Origin of the sequence: Micromonospora sp. NPDC004551 (assembly GCF_040609975.1) — a bacterium.
In the GTDB taxonomy this organism is placed as follows: domain Bacteria; phylum Actinomycetota; class Actinomycetes; order Mycobacteriales; family Micromonosporaceae; genus Micromonospora.
This window is the reverse complement of sequence record NZ_JBEXLM010000002.1, coordinates 211,608-230,484: the sequence shown is the minus strand read 5'-3', so window position 1 is coordinate 230,484 and position 18,877 is coordinate 211,608. Positions and strand designations below refer to the sequence as shown.

13 protein-coding genes are annotated in these 18,877 nt (G+C 74.5%); 4 read left to right on the top strand and 9 right to left on the bottom strand.

Going from position 1 to position 18,877, the window contains the following annotated elements; all coding sequences use genetic code 11:
- Positions 1 to 20: 20 nt before the first annotated feature.
- Positions 21 to 1,442 (top strand): alkaline phosphatase PhoX, encoded by a 1,422-nt coding sequence (locus ABZW14_RS05065; protein WP_355339979.1) that lies wholly within the window; start codon positions 21 to 23, stop codon positions 1,440 to 1,442.
- Between the two features lie 50 nt (positions 1,443 to 1,492).
- Here ABZW14_RS05065 and ABZW14_RS05060 read toward each other — a convergent pair whose 3' ends face one another.
- A complete protein-coding gene (locus ABZW14_RS05060) occupies positions 1,493 to 1,711 on the bottom strand; it encodes a hypothetical protein (RefSeq protein WP_355339976.1) in 219 nt (72 codons plus the stop codon).
- Positions 1,712 to 1,790: 79 nt separating this feature from the next.
- Positions 1,791 to 2,384, bottom strand: coding sequence for a TetR/AcrR family transcriptional regulator (locus tag ABZW14_RS05055; protein WP_355339973.1), 594 nt, complete (start codon positions 2,382 to 2,384; stop codon positions 1,791 to 1,793).
- A 269-nt stretch (positions 2,385 to 2,653) separates the two neighbouring features.
- Here ABZW14_RS05055 and ABZW14_RS05050 point away from each other — a divergent pair, with 269 nt between their 5' ends.
- Entirely contained in the window at positions 2,654 to 4,114 is a 1,461-nt protein-coding gene (locus tag ABZW14_RS05050; RefSeq protein WP_355339970.1) for an MFS transporter, read from the top strand.
- A gap of 73 nt (positions 4,115 to 4,187) precedes the next feature.
- On the opposite strand, the gene ABZW14_RS05045 is transcribed toward ABZW14_RS05050, so the two are convergent.
- Entirely contained in the window at positions 4,188 to 4,973 is a 786-nt protein-coding gene (locus ABZW14_RS05045; RefSeq protein WP_355339967.1) for an SGNH/GDSL hydrolase family protein, read from the bottom strand.
- Positions 4,974 to 5,172: 199 nt separating this feature from the next.
- On the opposite strand from ABZW14_RS05045, the gene ABZW14_RS05040 reads away from it, so the two are divergent.
- The gene (locus ABZW14_RS05040) at positions 5,173 to 6,711 is read left to right on the top strand and encodes a M1 family metallopeptidase (protein WP_355339964.1); all 1,539 of its coding nucleotides are present in this window, start codon (positions 5,173 to 5,175) and stop codon (positions 6,709 to 6,711) included.
- Positions 6,712 to 6,756: 45 nt separating this feature from the next.
- On the opposite strand, the gene ABZW14_RS05035 is transcribed toward ABZW14_RS05040, so the two are convergent.
- From ABZW14_RS05035 to gltB, 4 genes are all read right to left on the bottom strand, one after another.
- Entirely contained in the window at positions 6,757 to 7,269 is a 513-nt protein-coding gene (locus ABZW14_RS05035) for a hypothetical protein (RefSeq protein ID WP_355339961.1), read from the bottom strand.
- A gap of 81 nt (positions 7,270 to 7,350) precedes the next feature.
- Positions 7,351 to 9,018 (bottom strand): MFS transporter, encoded by a 1,668-nt coding sequence (locus ABZW14_RS05030; RefSeq protein WP_355339958.1) that lies wholly within the window; start codon positions 9,016 to 9,018, stop codon positions 7,351 to 7,353.
- Positions 9,019 to 9,230: 212 nt separating this feature from the next.
- Entirely contained in the window at positions 9,231 to 10,739 is a 1,509-nt protein-coding gene (locus ABZW14_RS05025) for a glutamate synthase subunit beta (RefSeq protein ID WP_355339955.1), read from the bottom strand.
- Positions 10,732 to 15,399, bottom strand: coding sequence for a glutamate synthase large subunit (gltB, locus tag ABZW14_RS05020; protein WP_355339952.1), 4,668 nt, complete (start codon positions 15,397 to 15,399; stop codon positions 10,732 to 10,734). Before gltB ends, ABZW14_RS05025 begins: the two co-directional genes overlap by 8 nt.
- 146 nt (positions 15,400 to 15,545) lie before the next feature.
- Here gltB and ABZW14_RS05015 point away from each other — a divergent pair, with 146 nt between their 5' ends.
- On the top strand, positions 15,546 to 16,391 hold the full coding sequence (locus tag ABZW14_RS05015; protein WP_355339949.1) for a GNAT family N-acetyltransferase: 846 nt from the start codon (positions 15,546 to 15,548) through the stop codon (positions 16,389 to 16,391).
- A gap of 67 nt (positions 16,392 to 16,458) precedes the next feature.
- Here the strand turns inward: ABZW14_RS05015 and ABZW14_RS05010 are convergent, their stop codons facing one another.
- Together ABZW14_RS05010 and lgt are read right to left on the bottom strand one after the other, a co-directional pair.
- Complete coding sequence (locus ABZW14_RS05010; protein WP_355339946.1) at positions 16,459 to 17,646, bottom strand: NAD(P)/FAD-dependent oxidoreductase; 1,188 nt, start codon at positions 17,644 to 17,646, stop codon at positions 16,459 to 16,461.
- A 12-nt stretch (positions 17,647 to 17,658) separates the two neighbouring features.
- Positions 17,659 to 18,807: a prolipoprotein diacylglyceryl transferase gene (gene lgt, locus ABZW14_RS05005; protein WP_355339943.1), complete on the bottom strand. Its 1,149-nt coding sequence runs from the start codon at positions 18,805 to 18,807 to the stop codon at positions 17,659 to 17,661.
- Positions 18,808 to 18,877 lie beyond the last annotated feature (70 nt).

Genomic DNA, 18,877 nt, shown 5'->3' with positions numbered 1-18,877 from the left:
CTGAACAGGAAGGCGACGACGTGACCTCCTCCCCCATCTCCCGGCGGGCCGTGCTGCACGGCGGCGCGGCCGCCGGTCTCGGCATCGTGGTGGCCGGCAGCCTGGACGCCATCGCCGGCCCGGCGGCGGCCCGGGCCGCGACCCGCACGGCGGTCGGCTACGGCGACCTCGTGCCCGACCCGGCCGGCCTGCTGGCCCTGCCTCCGGGCTTCTCCTACACCATCGTGGCCCAGGCGGGCGTGACCCTGCTGGAGTCCGGCCAGGCCACCCCGAGCGACGCGGACGGCACCGGCTGCTTCCGCTCCCCGAACGGGTCGGTGCTGGTGAACAACCACGAGATCGGCGGCAGCGAGCCGTTCCCGGTGCCGGCGCTGGCCGGCCTGACCTACGACCCGGGCGCCCGGGGCGGCACCACCACCATCGAGGTGGACGGGCAGGGCCGGCGGCTGCGCGAGTACGTCAGCGTGGCCGGCACGCACAACAACTGCGCCGGTGGCATCACCCCGTGGGGCACCTGGCTGACCTGCGAGGAGACCGAGCAGAAGGCCGGCGGGCAGTACCTGAAGAACCACGGGTACGTGTTCGAGGTGGACCCGCACGACCGGGCCGCCAACCAGAACCCGGTGGCGCTGAAGTTCCTCGGCCGCTACGCGCACGAGGCGGTGGCGGTGGACCCGTACACCCACGCCATCTACCTGACCGAGGACGCGGGCGGCCCCAACGGCCTCTACTTCCGCTGGACCCCGCCGGCCGGCTTCCGGGCCGGCAAGGGCGCCCTGCGCGCGCTCGCCCAGCGGCCGGACGGGGACACCGCCGGCAGCCTCCAGGCGATGAGCTGCTTCCGGGGCAGCCAGCACGTGGCCGACCTGTCCGAGGCGACCACGCCGGGCACCCGCTACAAGGTGCAGTGGGTGGACGTGCCGGACCGCGACGCCAAGACGGTCTCCGTCCGCAAGCAGTTCACCGACGACGAGGTGACCCGCAGCCGCAAGCTGGAGGGCGCCTGGTGGGCCGACGGCGGCGCGTACTTCGTGGCCAGCTTCGCCCGGCACGACGACGGCAGCGTCAACGAGCACGACGGCCAGGTCTGGTTCTACGACCCGCGCACCGAGACGGTGACGCTGAAGACCATCTTCGGCGTGAACACCGACCCGGACGCCGACAACGGCAACTTCGACGGGCCGGACAACATCACCGTCTCCCCGTACGGCGGGGTGATCCTGGCCGAGGACGGCGAGGGCGTGTCGCACCTGGTCGGCGTGACCGAGCAGGGCAAGGCGTACCCGCTGGCCCGCAACGAGCTCAACGACAGCGAGTTCACCGGCCCGACGTTCAGCGCGGACGGGAAGATCCTCTTCGCCAACATCCAGTCGCCGGGCTACGTCTTCGCCATCACCGGCCCGTGGGGCCGGCCGAGCAACGCGGACGTCGACGCGTCCTGAGTCGACGGTGACGGCCGGCGGCGCCACGGGGGTCGCCGGCCGTCACGCCGTCAGCGCGGACGGCAGCCCGGGTCGGGGCCGCCGTCGGCCACCCCGCAGGCGTACACCTCGACCGGCGGGGCCGCGGCGTCGGGCACCCGGGCCACGGTGAGCAGCGCCAGCCGCTTGGCGACCGGCTCGCCGGAGTCCGGGGCGAACCGGATCAGGCCGCCCGTCGGAAACTTCTCCCGGGCGGGTCGCCGCCGCCTCGCCGGTTCGCGCATCGTCACGTCCGCATCACGGAGGGTGTCGCACCATCGTCGACACCCGGCGCAACGCCGGGGAACTCCTGCCGTCCCTCGTGGACCGTCAGCGGGACGTGGCGGGGTGGCGCAGGCCGTCCAGGGCGATGGCCAGCACCCGGTCGCGCTGGGCCGGCTCGAAGAACTGGTACGCCATGATCCCGCTGACCAGCCGCACCACGTCGTCGAAGGTGGCGTCCGGGCGGGCCGCCCCGGCCTCCTGGGCGCGGCGCAGCAGCGGCTCGCCGGCGGCGTAGATCTCGGTGCGGCAGCTGCGGAAGACCTCGGAGTCGTGCACCAGCTCCTCGGCGAGGGCCCGTTTGGTGCCGACGTAGGCGACGAACCGGTGCAGCCAGGCGACCAGGGCGTCCCACGGCGGGCGGTCCGCCAGGTCGGCGGCGGACGCGCTGAGCGCGCGCACCTCCTCGACGTAGACCGCCTCGAACAGGTCTCGCCGCTTCGGGAAGTTCCGGTAGAGCGTGCCGATGCCCACCCCGGCCCGACGGGCGACCTCCTCCAGGGACGCGCCGGCGCCGCACTCGCCGAACACCTCCTGGGCGGCGGCGATCAGCGCGTCGTAGTTCCGCCGGGCGTCGGCCCGCTTCGGTCGCCGGGCGAAGACCTCGCCCAGCTGGTCGGCGCTGGCCATGACGGGCGTCACCCCTCTCCCCTTGCAAACGGAGGCACCCCTCCGCTACGTTAGTGGAGGCACCCCTCCGGAACTGACCGGAGCCTTGCCTCCGGATAGCGTACTCCGGCTTCCCCCGCCGAGCCCACCCGCCGTGGCCAGGCGAACCAGACATCGGACCCGGGAGGTCCCACCATGCCCGCAACCCGCTGAGACACCTCGTGGGCCCGCCACCGTCGCCACACCCGCGCGAGCGGCCCTCGGAACACCCTTCCCACGTCATGCGAACGGGAGCCATTTCCGTGATCGACACCGTCCGGCGCGACACGCGCCGGTTGACCTTCCTCGTCCTCGCCGCCGGCGCCGGCTTCTTCGCGATGCTCCAGTCGCTGATCACGCCGGTGCTGCCCACCATCCAGCACGACCTGCACACCTCGCAGAACACCGTGACCTGGGTGCTGACCGCGTACCTGCTGTCCGCGTCGATCTTCACCCCGGTCCTCGGCCGGATCGGCGACATGGTCGGCAAGGAACGGACCCTGGTCGTCTCCCTCGCCGCGCTCGCGCTGGGCTGCCTGCTGGCGGCCGTCGCGCCCAACATCGGCATGCTCATCGTCGCCCGGGTCGTCCAGGGCATCGGTGGCGCGGTCTTCCCGCTCTCCTTCGGCATCATCCGCGACGAGTTCCCCGCCGCCCGGGTGAGCTCGGCCGTCGCGGCGATCTCGGCGGTCGTCGCCGCCGGCGGCGGCCTCGGGGTCGTGCTGGCCGGGCCGATCGTCGCCACCCTGGGCTACCGCTGGCTGTTCTGGATCCCGATGGTCGTCGTCGGCCTCACCGCGCTCGCCGCGCACCGGTTCGTGCCGGAGTCGCCGATGCGTACCCCCGGCCGGATCAGCTGGCCGGCCACCCTGCTCCTCTCCGGCTGGCTCGTGGCACTGCTGCTGCCGGTCAGCAAGGGCGCCGCCTGGGGCTGGACGTCCGGCCGGGTGATCGGCCTGCTGGCGCTCGCCGGCGTGCTCCTGGCCGGCTGGCTGGTGGCCGAGACCCGCTCGGCGAACCCGCTCATCGACATGCGGATGATGCGCCTGCCGGCGGTCTGGACGACCAACCTGGTCGCCCTGCTCTACGGCGCCTCGATGTTCTCCGTGTACGCCTTCCTGCCGCAGTTCGTGCAGATCCCGGCCAGCGCCGGGTACGGCTTCGGCGCCAGCGTCACGCAGGCCGGGCTGCTCATGCTGCCGATGCTGGTCGGCATGTTCGTGGCCGGCCTCGTCGCCGGCCGGCTGTCGGCCCGGTTCAGCGCCAAGGCGCAACTGGCCACGGGCGCCGTGTTCAACGTGCTCGCCGCGGCCATGCTGACCGTCGCGCACGACACCCGCTGGGAGATCGGCGTGGCCGGCGGCCTGGTGGGCCTCGGCATCGGGCTGGCCTTCGCCTCGATGGCCAACCTGATCGTGGCCAGCGTGCCGGCCCGGCAGACCGGCGTGGCGACCGGCATGAACGCCAACATCCGCACCATCGGCGGCGCGATCGGCGCCGCGGTGGCCAGCAGCGTGATCACCGCCCACCCGCAGGCGAGCGGGCTGCCCCGGGAGGCCGGCTTCACCATGGGCTTCCTGCTGCTGACCGGCATCTCAATCGCCGCCGCGCTGGCCGCCCTGTCGGTCCCCTCGGGCCGCCGGACGGCACGCGGCCGGCACACCGGGCCGCCGGTGCGGAGCACCGGGCCGGAGCTGACCGGCGAGCTGGTGACGGCGCGCTGATCGGGCCGGACGGTCCGGCACACCGGCGGCGGCCGGCGGTCCCTTCCGGACCGCCGGCCGCCGTCGCGTCGGGTCAGCCGATGGCGGCGGTCAGCGCGGCCAGGTAGCCGTACCGGTAGCCGTCGGCGTCCGGGTGGTACGCCTCGATGAGCCCGCTCACGTCGTTGATCCACGGGTCGGCGGCGCACACGCCGTGACCGGCGAAGAACGGCCGGGCGTCGACGAAGGTGGCCCCGGCCGCCCGGGCCCGGTCGGCGATCACCGTGGCGAGCAGGTCGGCGGCGTTGTTGAGGATGGTCCGCTTGTAGGTGCTCATGGCCAGCAGGCCGCAGTAGCCGGTCTCGAACAGCCGCGGGTAGCCGAGCACCACGAGCCGGGCGTTGGGCGCCCGGTTCCGGATGGCGGCGTACGTGTTGTCGAGCCGGCCGGGCAGTGTGGCGGTGGCGAAGGCGCGGGAGTCGTTGACGGCCTCCTCGCAGGTCGAGGTGCTGCCGAACCGGCAACTGGTGATGACGTCGGCGAAGCCGGCGTCGTTGCCGCCGATGGTGATGGTGACCAGGGTGGTGCCGGTGCTCAGCGAGTTCACCTGGCTGCCGATGACGTCGGCGGTGACCGCCCCGCCGCAGGCCGGGAACTTGAAGCTGGTGACCGCGTGCGCGGCGGCCCAGAGCGGGGCGTACGCCTTCTGGCTGCGCAGGCAGGTGGAGAGGTCGTACGGGCCGGCCCCGACGCCGGAGGAGTAGGAGTCGCCGAGCGCGACGTAGTTGACGGTGGCCGCCCGGGCGACACCGGGGACGAGCACGGCGCCGAGGACGGCCGCGAGCAGTGCGGCCAGGGTGGTGCGGACGCGACGGGACATGACAGGACCTCCACGGGACAGGGGTGGTGGAGCCCGTTGACCGCGCGCGTGGCCAGGGGAGTCGTGCTTGTTACTAGTCGGTAATCATATCGAAACACTGCCATAAATTGAATAGCGCCGGCTCGCGTTCGAGGACACACGCGTTCACAACCGTCGATTAGGTTGGCGGTGCGTACACCCCGATGGAGGGAGCCCATTCGTGCGACGCGCTCTCACGGCGGCCATCGCCGCCCTGACCGTCACCACCGCCGGCACGGTCGTGACCGGCGCCCCCGGCCAGGCCGCCCTACCGGGCTGGGGCCGGCCGAAGCCCGCGGCGGCCACCCCCACCCCGGGCAGCCCCGGGCTGGGCGACAGCTACTTCCCCGACTACGGCAACGGCGGCTACGACGTCGGCCACTACGACATCCGGCTGCGCTACGAACCGGCCACCGACCGGCTCAGCGGCACCACCACGATCCTGGCCACCGCCACCCAGGACCTGTCCCGGTTCAACCTCGACTTCCTTCTCGGTGTCGAGTCCGTCCGGGTCAACGGCTGGCCGGCCGCCTTCGCCCGGGAGGGCGTCCACGAGCTGGCGGTCACCGCGCCGCGGCCCATCCGCAAGGGACAGCAGCTCACCGTCGTGGTGAGATACGCCGGCATCCCGTCGGAGACCCTCGTCCAGGGCTACACGGGCTGGACCCGGGTCGCCGACGGCGCGCTCGCCGTCAACGAGCCCGAGTCGGCCTGGTGGTGGTTCCCCAGCAACGACCACCCGAAGGACAAGGCCACCTGGGACATCTCCGTCTCGGTGCCGACCGGCGTCGAGGTGGTCAGCAACGGCGTGCAGCCGCGCGACCCGCTGCCCGAAGCCGGCAACCGCACCCGGTGGAGCTGGCGCAGCGTCAAGCCGGGCGCCACCTACCAGGCGTTCCTGGCCATCGGGCAGTACGACATCGTCACCGACACCGCGCCGAACGGGCAGCCCGTGGTGAACGCGTACAGCACCACGCTGGGCGAGCGCGAGCCGGCCGCGCGGGCCAGCATCGAACGCACCGCCGAGGTGATCGACTGGGAGAGCGGCCTGTTCGGGCCGTACCCCTTCGAGGCGCAGGGCGGCGTGGCCGGCCCGATCGACGGCATCGGCTTCGCCCTGGAGACGCAGAGCCGCCCCGTCTACGGCCACAGCTTCTGGCGGCGCGGCGCCAACGTGTCGGTGGTGGTGCACGAGAACGCCCACCAGTGGTTCGGCGACTCGGTCTCGGTGGCCGACTGGCGCAACATCTGGCTGAACGAGGGCTTCGCCTCGTACGCCGAGTGGCTCTGGTCGGAGGAGCAGGGCGAGGGCACGGCCCAGGAACTGTTCGACTTCACCTACGCCGGCTACCCGGCCGACTCGGAGTTCTGGCAGGTCCTCCCCGGTGACCCGGGGGCCGGCGACATCTTCGCCGACGCGGTCTACGACCGGGGCGCCATGGCGCTGCACCAGCTCCGGCTGGCCGTCGGCGACGAGGCGTTCTTCCGGATCCTGCCGGCCTGGACCGCCGCGCACCGCTACGGCAACGGCACGATCGCCCAGTTCCAGGCGCTCGCCGAGCGGATCTCCGGCCGCGACCTCGACGCGGTCTTCACCACCTGGCTGTTCACCGCCGGGCGCCCCGAGGTGGCCACCGCCGCCCGCGGCACGCTCGCCGCCCCGGCGCAGCCGAAGTCGTGGGCGAAGATCCGGGAGGCCCACCGGCTGCTCACGCACTGAAGAAAGCCGGGCCGGGGCCCGCTCGCGGGAGCGGGCCCCGGCCGGTCAGGCCGGCACGGGAGTCACCGTGGCCGGTGCCGCCGCCTCGACCGCCCGGATGTGCCGGTAGGCGAACCAGAGCGGCGGGAACGCGCCGACCGCGAAGGAGAGGTCGACCAGCGTCCAGAACCAGGGGATGTCCCGCACCGGCCCGCAGATCAGCGCGAGCGGCACGATGCCCGCACAGGCGATCATGCCGAGCTGCACCACCCAGACGTTGCGCACCGGGTCACGCAGCGGCCCCCAGAACGCCACGGCGAGCACCAGGTGCGCGAACGCGAGCCAGTCGGTGCCGTAGAGCATGAACGGGTACCGCTCGCCGGTCTCGACCAGTCCGGTGTGGACCCGCTCGATCCAGGCCACCAGCGCCGGGAACTGGCCGGCGAGCGGGTCCAGCGCCCGCAGCAGCCAGCGCACCTCCAGCTCCAGCGGGAACGCGGTCACCCCGCTGAGGAACAGACCCACCACCACGACCCAGAGCCACCGGCGGATGCGCCGCAGGCGTTCCTCGACGTCCATACCCCGGAGCGTAGTGACGATCTTCGCGGTGCCGGGGTCCGCGCGGCATGACCTCGCTCACGGTCCCGGCGGGGCCCGGGATCAGGCGGCGGGGCAGCCGTCGCGGTGCGCGTACGGCGATCGCAGGTCGATCCAGCGGGAGCGGCGCCGGCCCCGGTGCGGCGCGCAGGCCGCGCACTCGTGGGCCGCACGCTCCGCCCGGCGGGACCGGAGCCGGCCCGCGCCGGGACGCGCGCCGGCCACGGCACCGGGAAGCGCCACCGGGGAGGCGCCGGCCGGCACCACCGGCCGGGACACCGCCACGGCGGGGACGGCGGCGAGCCCCGCGCCGGCCGGGCGGCCGTCCCGGAGGGCGGTGGCGGTCGCGACGCCCAGCCCCTCGGCGGCGGGGCGGGCCATCCGGGCGGCAGTGGCGGTTGCGGCGCCCAGCCCCTCCGTGGCCGGGCGGACGACCCGGGCGGCGGTGGCGGCGACCCGGCGGACCGGGCGGGCGGCCGGCACGGCCAGCACCCGGCTGAGCCGGCGCGCCAGCCGGCGCTCACGGAGCCGGTCCAGGGCCACCCCGGCCGCCGCGGTGGCGACCGCGGTGATCGCGCCGGCCAGCACCAGGGTCTGCCGGGGGCCGGCGTGCTCCGCGAGCCAGCCGAGCAGCGGCGCCCCCACGGCCGCGGAGACCGAGCCGGTGACCGCCAGGGCGGCCAGCACCCGGCCGCGCATGGCGTAGTCGGTGTCGAGCTGGGCGCGGGCCCCGACCGTGGTGTCGATGACCACCGCGGCGGCGGCCACCGGCAGGATCACCGCGGCGAAGCTCAGCGTGCCCGGGGCCAGCCCGGCGACGATCTGCAGCCCGCTGGCCAGCAGGCCGGCCCCGACGAGCACCGCGTAGCTCAGCTCCGGGCGGCGCGCCGCGAACAGGGCGCCCAGCACCGTGCCGACGGCGAAGACGGTGGAGAGCAGGCCGTAGCCGGACGCGCCGCCGTGCAGTGGCCCGTCGCTCATGGCGGCCATGGTGACCTGGTAGTTGCGGCCCAGGCTGCCGAGCACGAAGGACAGCGCCAGGGCGACCAGCACCACGGGCTGGCACAGCAGGTAGCGGAAACCGGCCCGGATGCCGCCGTCGCCCGGGGCCGCGTCGGCCGGCGCCACCTTTCCGGCGTGCCGCTCCCCCTCGCGTACGGCGAACAGCGCCACGACGACCGCGACGAAGCTGACGGCGTTCGCGGCGAAGAGCAGGGCGGGGCCGACCGCGGCGACCACCACGGCGCCGAGGCTCATGCCGAGGATCCGGCCGGCGGAGTTGGTGAGCGAGCCGAGCGCCAGGGCGTTGCCGAGGCTCTCCCGGTCCACGAGCGTGGAGGCCCAGCGGCCCATCACCGGCCCCTCGATGGCCGACACCGCGCCGGTGGCCAGCGAGATCGCGAAGATCGCCGGAAGGCCGCCGGCGCCGGTGACGGCCACCACGGCCAGCCCGGCGGCGAGCAGCGCGTGCGCGGCCTGGGCACCGATGAGCAGCGGCTTGGCGGGCAGCCGGTCGGCCAGCGCGCCGCCCCAGACGCTCAGCACCAGGGTGGGCAGCGCCTGGAGCAGGACGGTGAAACCCATCGAGGTGGCCGACCCGGTCTCCGCCAGCACGTACCAGTTGACGCCGAGGACCTGCATCCAGGTCCCGATGACCGACACGAATCCGGCCGCGGCCCAGATCCGGTAGTTGCGGTGGCGCAGCGCGGCGAACGTGGCGCCGAGGGCCATGAGTGATTCCCCGTCCAGACGGTGACACGACGAAGCCGGACCCCCGCGGGTCCGGCCAGCGCACAAGTCTGGCGGCGGTCAAACCTGCCGACGACAGTTGGTGAGAGGGTTCACCCCGGAGGGCGGACGCCCGGGACGCGCCGGGCACGAACCGGACCCGGTCGCCACGACACCCCGGTCCGGCAGGGACCGGGGTGTCGGTGACGTGCGGGTCAGCGGGCGGCGAGCGACTGCCGGGCCGGGTCGACCGGCGCGGGCAGGGACCCGGCCCCGCCCAGGTACGCGTGGATCGCCGCGGCGGCGGCCCGGCCCTCGGCGATCGCCCAGACGATCAGCGAGGCGCCCCGGTGCATGTCCCCCGCCACGAACACGCCGTCGGCGTCGGTCTGCCAGTCGGGGCGGGCGTCCACGGCGCCCCGGCCGTTGCGGGTCACCCCGAACTGGCCGAGCAGCGGCTGCTCCTCGGTGCCCTCGAAGCCGATGGCGAGCAGCACCAGGTCGGCCGGGATCTCCCGCTCCGAGCCGGGCAGCGTGGTGACGATCCGCCGGCCGTCCACCTTCTGGACGGTCACCTCGGCGACCCGGACCGCCCGGACCTGGCCGGTGCCGTCGTCGACGAACTCCTGCACCGCCACGGCGAAGACCCGCTCGCCGCCCTCCTCGTGCGCCGGGTAGTTGCGCAGCACCCACGGCCAGGTGGGCCACGGGTCGCGGGCGACGTCCCGGTCGGCCGGGGGCTCCGGGTAGAGGTCGAGCTGGTGCACGCCGGCCGCGCCCTGCCGGTGGGCGACGCCCAGGCAGTCGGCGGCCGTGTCGCCGCCGCCGATGATGACCACGTGCCGGCCGGCCGCGTCGATCGGCGTGCCGTCGGGCAGGGTGGCCAGGGCCGGCTTCCCCTCACCCGCCGCGGCCACCACCCGGTTCGCGGCCACCAGGTGCGCCATGGCCTGGTGTACGCCCCGCAGCGCCCGCCCCGGCGTCTCCGGGGTGTCCCGGCCCTGCAGCGCGCCGCAGGCGAGCAGCACCGCGTCGTGCTCGGCGCGCAGTTGCTCGGCGGTGACGTCCACGCCGACGTTCACGCCGGCGCGGAAGCGCACCCCCTCGGCGGCGAGCTGGGCCAGCCGCCCGTCGACGTGCCGCTTCTCCAGCTTGAAGTCGGGGATGCCGTAGCGCAGCAGGCCGCCGAGCGCGTCGTCCCGCTCGTACACGGTGACGGCGTGGCCGGCCCGGGCGAGCTGCTGCGCGGCGGCGAGCCCGGCGGGGCCGGAGCCGACCACGGCGACCGACTTCCCGGTCGGGGCCGGCACCGGCTGCGGGCGCAGGCCGCCCCGGGCCACCGCCGCGTCGGCGATCTCCACCTCGACCTGCTTGATGGTGACCGGCTGCTGGCCGCCCAGGCCGAGCACGCACGCCGCCTCGCAGGGCGCCGGGCAGAGCCGGCCGGTGAACTCGGGGAAGTTGTTGGTGGCGTGCAGCGACTCCACCGCGGCGTCCCAGTTGCCGGTGCGGACCAGGTCGTTCCAGTCCGGGATGCGGTTGCCCAGCGGGCAGCCGTCGTGGCAGAACGGGATGCCGCAGTCCATGCACCGGGTGGCCTGCTCGCGGATCAGCTCCTCGCCGGCCGGCGGGTAGACCTCCCGCCAGTCCATGATCCGCACGGGGACCGGGCGGCGGGCGGGCAGCCGCCGGTCGTAGCGCAGGAAACCGTTCGGGTCAGGCACGAGCCACCTCCTGGGCGACCGCCCGGGGTGCGGGCGGCACCGGCGCGGCGGACGGCGCCGCGAGGGCGCTCATCACCGCGTCGTCGACGTCGTGGCCGGCGGCTTCGGCGGCCCGCATGATCTCCAGCACCCGGCGGTAGTCCCGGGGCACCACGGCGGTGAACTCCTCCACCGCCTCCGGCCAGCGCTTCAGCAGCTCCTCGGCGACCGCCGAGTCGGTCTCGGCGAAGTGCCGCTGGACCAGCTCGTGCAGCCGCTCCCGCTCCTCGACGCCCAGTGGCGACAGATCGACCAGCTCGGCGTTGACCAGTCGCCGGTCCAGCCGGTGCACGAACGCGGTGCCGCCGGACATGCCGGCGGCGAAGTTGCGCCCGGTCGGCCCGAGCACCACCACCGTGCCACCGGTCATGTACTCGCAGCCGTGGTCGCCCACACCCTCGACGACGGCCACCGCGCCCGAGTTGCGCACCGCGAACCGCTCGCCGACCCGGCCGCGCAGGAAGACCTCGCCGCCGGTGGCGCCGTAGAGGATGGTGTTGCCGGCGATGATCTGGTCCTCGGCTCGCCCGCCCGGGTCGGCGTCCGCGCCGGCGAACGGCGCGGCGGCGTCCGGGCGGACGACGAGCCGCCCGCCGGAGAGGCCCTTGCCCACGTAGTCGTTGGCGTCGCCGTGCAGGCGCAGGGTGACCCCGCGCGGCAGGAACGCGCCGAACGACTGGCCGGCGGTGCCGCGCAGCAGGAACTCGATCGTGTCGTCGGGCAGCCCGGCGCCGCCGAAGCGGCGGGTGACCTCGCCGCCGAGCATGGCGCCCACGCTGCGATGCTCGTTGCGCACGGGCACCTCGACCCGGACCGGGGTGCCGTCGCGCAGCGCCGGCTCGGCCAGGGCCAGGAGGTGGTTGTCCAGCGCCAGCTCCAGGCCGTGGTCCTGAGCCCGGATCCCGCGCCGAGCCGCGCCCTCGGGCAGCTCGGGCAGGTGCAGCACCCGGCTGAGGTCGAGCCCGTGGCCCTTCCAGTGCTCGACCGCGCCGGCCACGTCGAGCAGCTCGGTGTGCCCGATCGCCTCCTCGATGCTCCGGAAGCCCAGCTCGGCCAGGTAGCCGCGGACCTCCTCGGCCAGGAAGAGGAAGAAGTTCTCCACGAACTCGGGCCGGCCGGTGAAGCGCTCGCGCAGCACCGGGTTCTGGGTGGCGATGCCGACCGGGCAGGTGTCCAGGTGGCAGACCCGCATCATCACGCAGCCCTCGACGATGAGCGGCGCAGTGGCGAAGCCGAACTCCTCGGCGCCCAGCAGCGCCGCGACGAGCACGTCCCGGCCGGTCTTGAGCTGGCCGTCGACCTGCACGGTGACCCGGTCGCGGAGCTTGTTGAGCAGCAGCGTCTGCTGCGCCTCGGCCAGGCCCAGCTCCCAGGGGGTGCCGGCGTGCTTGAGCGAGTTGAGCGGGGAGGCGCCGGTGCCGCCGTCGTGCCCGGAGATCAGGATGACGTCGGCCTTGAGCTTCGCCACGCCGGCCGCCACGGTGCCCACCCCGACCTCGCTGACCAGCTTCACGTGCACCCGGGCGGCCGGGTTGACGCACTTCAGGTCGTGGACGAGCTGGGCCAGGTCCTCGATGGAGTAGATGTCGTGATGCGGCGGCGGCGAGATGAGGCCGACGCCCGGGGTGGCGTGCCGGGTACGCGCGATCCACGGCCAGACCTTGTTGCCGGGCAGCTGACCGCCCTCGCCGGGCTTCGCGCCCTGGGCCATCTTGATCTGGAGGTCGTCGGCGTTGACCAGGTATTCGCTGGTGACGCCGAACCGGCCGCTGGCGATCTGCTTGACCGCCGAGCGGCGCCGGGGGTCGTGCAGCCGGTCGACGTCCTCGCCGCCCTCGCCGGTGTTCGACCGGCCGCCGAGGCGGTTCATGGCGATGGCCAGGGTCTCGTGCGCCTCCGCCGAGATCGACCCGTACGACATGGCGCCGGTGGCGAACCGCTTGACGATCTCGCCGGCCGGCTCGACCTCGTCCAGCGGCACCGGCGGCCGCACCCCGGTGCGCAGGGTGAACAGCCCGCGCAGCGAGCCCGCCCGGGCGGCCAGCTCGTCGACCTTGGCGGTGTACTGCCGGAAGACGTCGTACTGGCGGCTGCGGGTGGCGTGCTGGAGCAGGAAGACCGTCTCCGGGTTGAACAGGTGCAGCTCGCCCTCACGGCGCCACTGGTACTCGCCGCCGACCTCCAGCCGGTCGCTCGTCCGGGCGCCCGCGGGAGGCCAGGCCAGCGCGTGCCGGGCGGCCACCTCGGCGTGGATCTCGGCCAGCCCGATGCCGCTGATCGTGCTCGGGGTGCCCCGGAAGTAGCGCTGGACCAGCCGGGTGTCCAGGCCGACCGCCTCGAAGACCTGCGCGCCGCAGTACGACGAGACCGTCGAGATGCCCATCTTCGACATGATCTTCAGGACGCCCTTGCCGAGCGCCTTGACGTAGTTGCGGACCGCCGTGGCCGGTTCGATGCCGGCCAGCGCGCCCGTGGAGATCATGTCCTCGACCGACTCGAAGGCCAGGTACGGGTTGACCGCCGCCGCGCCGTAGCCGATCAGCACGGCCGCGTGGTGCACCTCCCGGCAGTCGCCGGACTCGACGACGAGGGCCACCTGGGTCCGGGTCTGCTCCCGCACCAGGTGCTGGTGCACCGCGGCGGTGAGCAGCAGCGACGGGATCGGAGCCAGGTCGGCGTTGGAGTCCCGGTCGGAGAGCACCAGGATGCGTACGCCGTCCTCGATGGCCTCGGAGACGTGCCGGCAAATCTCGGTGAGCCGGGCCTTGATGCCGGCGCCACCGTCGCGGACCCGGTAGAGCCCGGACACCCGGACCGCCTTGAAGCCGGGCAGGTCGCCGTCCTCGTCGATGGAGAGGATCTTGGCCAGCTCGTCGTTGTCGATCACCGGGTACGGCAGGACGATCTGCCGGCAGCTCGCCGGGCCCGGGTCGAGCAGGTTGCCCTCCGGGCCGATGGTGGACGCCAGGCTGGTGACCAGCTCCTCCCGGATGGCGTCCAGCGGCGGGTTGGTGACCTGGGCGAAGAGCTGGTGGAAGTAGTCGTAGAGCAGCCGCGGCCGGGTGGACAGCGGGGCGATCGGGGTGTCCGTGCCCATCGAGCCGATCGGCTCCGCGCCGCTGCGGGCCATCGGGCCGAGCAGGATCTTCAGCTCCTCCTCGGTGTAGCCGAAGGTCTGCTGCCGGCGGCGTACCGAGTCGTGGGTGTAGACGATGTGCTCGCGCGCGGGCAGCTCATCCAGCTCGATGAGGCCGGCGTGCAGCCACTCCCCGTACGGCTGGGCGGCGGCCAGCTCGGTCTTGATCTCGTCGTCCTGGACGATCCGGCCGTTGACCGTGTCGACCAGGAACATCCGGCCGGGCTGGAGGCGGCCCTTGGCGACCACGGTCGCCGGGTCGAGGTCGAGCACGCCCGCCTCGCTGCCCAGCACCACCAGGCCGTCGGCGGTGCGCCACCAGCGGCCCGGGCGCAGCCCGTTGCGGTCCAGCACCGCGCCGACGACCTCGCCGTCGGTGAAGGCGACCGACGCCGGCCCGTCCCACGGCTCCATGAGGCTCGCGTGGAAGCGGTAGAAGGAGCGCTTGTCGGCGCGCATCCCCGGGTCGTTCTCCCACGCCTCGGGGATCATCATGAGCACCGCGTGCGGCAGGCTCCGCCCGGCCAGGTGCAGCAGTTCGAGCACCTCGTCGAAGTTGGCCGAGTCGGAGGCCGCCGGGGTGCAGACCGGGAAGATCCGGCGGATGTTGCCGGGCAGGTGCGGGCTCCGCAGCAGTGCCTCGCGCGCCTGCATCCAGTTCCGGTTGCCGCGGATCGTGTTGATCTCGCCGTTGTGCGCGATGAACCGGTACGGGTGGGCCAGCGGCCAGGACGGGAAGGTGTTGGTGGAGAACCGCGAGTGCACCAGGGCGATCGCGCTCACCACCCGCTCGTCGGTCAGCTCCGGGTAGAACGCCGGAAGCTGGTCCGGGGTGAGCATGCCCTTCCACACCATGGTCCGGCCGCTCAGGGACGGGAAGTAGGCGGGCACGCCCCGTTCGGCGGTCTCCCGCTCGACCTGCTTACGCAGGCAGAACGCCACCCGGTCCAGGTCGAGCCCGGTCAGCGGGGAGCCGGCCGGCCCGGCGGGCGCGTCGGTGAGCCGGTGCGCGGCCAGGAAGAGCTGCCGGACCCGGGGCATCGCCGCGAGTGCGGTCTCACCCAGGCCGGACGGGTCGGTGGGCACCTCCCGCCAGCCGAGGACGTCGGCGCCCTCGACCAGCGCGTACTTCTCCACCACCTGGCGGGCGCGGGCCTCGGCCGCGTCGTCGTCGGGCAGGAAGACCAGGCCGGTGGCGTACTGGCCGGCCGGCGGCAGCGGGAATTCGACGACCGCACGCAGGAACGCGTCCGGCACCTGGATCATGATCCCCGCGCCGTCGCCGGTGTTGTGCTCCGCGCCCCGGGCGCCCCGGTGGTCCAGCCGGCAGAGCGCCCCGAGACCGTTCGCGACGACCTCGTGCGAGCGGCGCCCGTGCAGGTCGGCCACGAAGGCCACACCGCAGGCGTCGTGCTCGTGCGCGGGGTCGTAGAGCCCCGTCGTCCGCGGGGCCGGCTGGGGGCTGTGAGGGTACGGAAAGGCCACCGGGCCTCCTGTCGTCACTCAGGTTGGAACATGGTGGGGACGACGTCGGCCCTCGGGGGTTTTATTGAGTCTACGTTAGGGCTTCCGGCGCAAGGCCAGTTCAGATTGATCACACTTCCAGAATCTGGGACGTGTAGTCTCGCGCGGTGGATGTCGTACGCACTGACGCGCTCGACCGGTTGGAGCGTTTCTACGACGCGGTGCCCCGTGACGTGGCCCGGACGGAGGAGTACGGCGCCCTCGTCCTGTTCGTCCGGGACGGCGCCGGTTGGCCGTTCTACGCCCGCCCCCGGCCGGGCGCCACCGCGCCGCCCGCGCTGGCCGACGTGACCGCCGTCCGGGCCCGCCAGCGGGAACTGGGCCTGCCGGAGGCGTTCGAGTGGGTGCACGAGGTCACCCCGGACCTGCTGGCGGTGGCCCGCTCGGCCGGGCTGAGCGTGCTGGAGGCGCCGCTCATGGTGCTGGAGCCGGACCGCCTGCCCGATCCGGCGACGCTCAGCGACGTACCGGTGCGGGTGCTCGACCCCGCCGACCCCGGCTTCGCGGCGGACGTGGCGTTGCGGCGGGCCGTCGCCGCGGTCGGCTTCTCGAACGGCGGCACCGCCCGCGGCGAGGCCGGCCCGGTCGAACGGGACGCCGCGGTCTCCCGGCTGGACGTGGCCGCGCTGGAGGAGGAGGCGGTCCGCATCGCGGACGGCCGGCGCATCTCGGTGCTCGCCGAGACGGCGGCCGAGGGAGCGCTGGCCAGCGGCATGGCCATGCGGGTCGACGACGTGGCGGAGATCGCCGGGGTGGCCACCCTGCCGGCCGCCCGCCGGCGCGGCCTCGGCGCGGCGGTGACCGCCACCCTCGCCCACCGACTGCGCGCCGCCGGCACCGATCTGATCTTCCTCTCCGCCGGCAGCGAGGAGATCGCCCGGGTCTACCTGCGGGTCGGCTTCCGCCGCGTCGGCACCGCCTGCATCGCCGAACCCACCGCCGTGATCGGCTGACATCCGCTCGTCGCAGCCGCCCGGGGGCGCCCAGCCACCGGGCGCGGTCCGGCCGGCGGGGGTGCGGTCAGGCCGGCGGGTGCCAGGAGGCGGCGGCGGTCGCCGCCGTGTTGCGCAGGCGCGGGCTGATCGTGCCCAGCGCAGCGTCGCGGGCGCGCAGCGCCAGGCGGCCCCGGGTCTGTAGCACCGCCGACATCCGGCGGGTCTGCCGCACCATGGTGGCCGCGCGGGGCCGGCGCAGCCGGTCGTAGCCGGCCACCGCGTCGGGGAGCCGGGACTCCCGCAGCAGCGCCGACAGGGTCGCGGCGTCCTCGAAGGCGAGGCAGGCGCCCTGGCCGAGGTGTGGCGGCATGGCGTGCGCGGCGTCGCCGAGCAGCACCACCCCGCCCGGCCCGGCCGGGAACCCGTAGGCGCGGGGCAACGGGCGCAGCTCGCGGATCTCCTGCTGCACCACGTCGGCCGGGTCGGTCGCGTCAAGGAGCGTGGCGATCGGCGCGGGCCAGCCCGCGTACCAGCGCTTGAGCAGGGCGAGCTGCGTCTCCGGCGGCTCCGGGCGGGGCGCTCCGGCGGCGGTGGCCACCCAGTAGATGCCGCCCCGGCGGGACGCCCCCGCGGTGCCCCGGTCGCCGAGCGAGGCGGCCACGAAGCGGTAGCCCGCGCCCAGCGTCTCGCCGTGCACCGGCTGGTCGTCGGGAAGCTGCGGGGCCCGGTACCAGGGGATGACCGCCCGCCAGGCGGCACAGCCGGAACTGACCACGGCCGTCTCCGGGGCGAGTTGCCGGCGGATCTCGCTGTCCGTGCCGTCGGCCGCCACCACGAGATCCGCCTCGACGGTGTGCCGGCCGTCGCCGACCGCGGGACGCTCGCCGGGCGCCGCCCGCACCGTGCGCACGCTCACCCCGGTACGCAGCTCCACCTGGTCGCCCAGGCCGGCGATCAGCGCGTCGTGCAGATCCTCCCGGTGCACCACCACCGGCATCCGGTCGGCCGGGGTGGGGCGGGGCTGCACCAGCCAGTGGCCGTCGGGGCGGCGCACCCCGCCGTCGGGCAGCGGGGTGGCGATCGCGTCCAGCCCGGCGCCGAGGCCGAGGGCGCGCAGCGCGCGTACCCCGTTGGGCCAGAGCACGACGGCGGTCGTCTCCGGACGGACCCGGTCGGCCCGTTCGAGGAGGGTGACCCGCCAGCCGGACCGGGCCAGCGCCCCGGCCGTCGCCAGCCCGCCGAGGCCGGCGCCGACCACCACCGCGCTCCGCATGACTTCCCCCGCTCAGCTGTCCCGGTCGGCGGGGCGGGCGCCGCCGGCGCCGGCCCGGTCGGCCTCGTCCGTCGCGGCCTCGCCGGTCACGGCCTCGCCGGTCGGTTCGTGGTCGGTCTCGTCGGTCGCCGCCGGCTCCTCGGCCGGGACCTCGCCGGTCTCCTGGTACGTGCGGAACTGCTCCTCGGACACCACGCGGTAGCCCTCCGGCGCCACCGGCCGCGCCCCGGCCTCCCGTGCGGAGAGGTCGACCTGGGACACGTCGCCGCCCGCGGGCGGGACCGGGGCGGCCGGCACGCCGACCGGGATGAGGTATTCGCGCGGCCCGCGCACCCGCAGGAAGTACACCAGCGCGCCGAGGAAGACCAACGCCGCGGTCCACACGTTGAGCCGCACGCCGAGGATGTGGTTGGCCTCGTCGGTGCGCATCAGCTCGATCCAGAACCGGCCCGCCGTGTAGCCCATCACGTAGAGCGCGAAGGCCCGGCCCCGGCCCAGCCGCAGCTTCCGGTCCAGGACCAGGACCAGCACCGCGACCCCGATGTTCCAGAGCGCCTCGTAGAGGAAGGTCGGGTGGTAGAGCCCCGGCTGGAGGACCGGGTTGCCGGCGTCGTCGCGCAGCGCGTGCCCCGGGTTGTCCGGGTCCATGACGTGGACCTCCAGACCCCAGGGCAGGCTGGTGCGGCCGCCGTAGAGCTCGTTGTTGAACCAGTTGCCCACCCGGCCGACCGCCTGGGCCAGCGGCATCCCGGGCGCCAGCGCGTCGGCCACCACGGTGAGCGGGATGCCCAGCTGCCGGGCGGCGAGCCAGGCGCCGACCGCCCCACCGGCCACCGCGCCCCAGATGCCGAGGCCGCCCTCCCAGATGGCGAACGCCTTGAGCGGCTGGCCGCCGGCGCCGAAGTATTTCTCGGGCGAGGTGATCACGTGGTAGAGCCGCGCGCCGATGATGCCCGCGGGCACCGCCCAGACGGCGATGTCGAGCACCGCGCCCGGGGCGACGCCGCGGCGGCGCAGCCGGTATTCGGTGACCACGCAGGCCACCACGATGCCGACGATGATGCAGAGCGCGTAGGCCCGGATCGGAACCGGTCCGAGCTGCCAGACGGCGGTGCCGGGGCTGGGCAGGGCCGCCAGGGGGGTCATCGGGGCGAGGGTCACGGGTGCACACGGTACCCGTGCGGACCGTGCTCACGGCACCCCGGTCGGGCCGGGTTCGCGGGTCGGATGA